Origin of the sequence: Burkholderia sp. BE17, from assembly GCF_009362305.1 — a bacterium.
Classification (GTDB): domain Bacteria; phylum Pseudomonadota; class Gammaproteobacteria; order Burkholderiales; family Burkholderiaceae; genus Burkholderia; species Burkholderia pyrrocinia_C.
This window is the reverse complement of the sequence record NZ_WHNU01000105.1, coordinates 1-1,307: the sequence shown is the minus strand read 5'-3', so window position 1 is coordinate 1,307 and position 1,307 is coordinate 1. Positions and strand designations below refer to the sequence as shown.

Annotated in this window: 1 protein-coding gene; it reads left to right on the top strand. The window is 62.3% G+C overall.

All coding sequences use genetic code 11. The annotated features are described in order from the left end of the window. Window positions 1-46: 46 nt before the first annotated feature. Window positions 47-1,264 (top strand): IS256 family transposase, encoded by a 1,218-nt coding sequence (locus tag GD429_RS39990; RefSeq protein ID WP_152865735.1) that lies wholly within the window; start codon window positions 47-49, stop codon window positions 1,262-1,264. Window positions 1,265-1,307: the final 43 nt, after the last annotated feature.

Genomic DNA, 1,307 nt, shown 5'->3' with positions numbered 1-1,307 from the left:
GAAGAAGAGGCAAACCGTAGCGCGTCAGGCAGCGGCCCGCGGGCCGCTGCCTGAGTTGCCCAAGGAACTGCTGGACCAGTTGGTCAAGGGGCCGATGACGCCGACCGAGGTTCAGGATCTGATGCTGGCGTTCAACAAGGCGGTCATCGAACGGGCGATGGGCGCCGAGATGAATCTGCATCTGGGCTACCCGTCGGGCCAGTCCAAGCCGGCCGGACAAGCCAACGAGCGCAACGGCGCCAGCGGCAAGACGGTCATCACGGATCGCGGCCCGGTTCGTGTCGAAGTCCCTCGTGACCGTGACGGCAGCTTCGAGCCGATCCTGATTCCCAAGCACGAGCGCCGCTTCACCGGCTTCGACGAACGCATCATTGCGATGTACGCGCGTGGCATGAGCGTGCGCGAGATTCAAGGGTTTCTGGCCGAGCAATACGGCACCGAAGTGTCGCCCGACTTCATCAGTTCGGTCACCGACGAGGTGATGGCCGAGGCGCTGAGCTGGCAGAGCCGCCCACTCGAGGCAATGTATCCGGTCGTGTTCTTCGATGCGCTGCGGGTCAAGATCCGCGACGACGGGGTGGTCAGCAACAAGGCCGTCTATCTGGCCTTGGGCATCCAGGCCGATGGCCAGCGCGATGTGCTGGGCCTCTGGATCGAGCAGACCGAGGGCGCCAAGTTCTGGCTCAAGGTGTTCAACGAACTCAAGACGCGCGGCTGCCAGGACATCCTGATCGCCGTGGTCGATGGTCTGAAGGGGCTAACCGAAGCCATCAGCGCGGCCTATCCGCGGACCACCGTTCAGACCTGCATCGTGCATCTGATCCGCAACAGCCTCGAATACGCCAGCTACAAGGACCGCAAGGTACTCGCCACGGCGCTGCGCCCGATCTACGCGGCTGCCAGCGAAGAGGCAGCAAGGCAAGCGCTGCAAGACTTCGCCGATGGACCTTGGGGCGCGAAGTATCCGACGATCGTGCAGTCGTGGCAACGCGCGTGGGAGCACGTCGTGCCGTTCTACGTGTTCCCGCCGGAGATTCGACGGGTCGTGTACACCACGAACGCCATAGAAAGTTTGAACATGCAGTTGCGCAAGATCATCAAGACACGTGGTCACTTCCCGAACGACGACGCGGCCATCAAGCTGCTCTGGCTGGCGCTGCGCAACGTGCTGGCCAAGACCGTGCGGGCAGCGTTCGACTGGAAATCAGCAATGAACCAGTTTGCTATCCTGTTCGGTGAACGATTCACCCAGGCGCGTGGATAACGCGTTGTTCAACCGCCTCGCCCACAAAAATGCGGACAGGTTC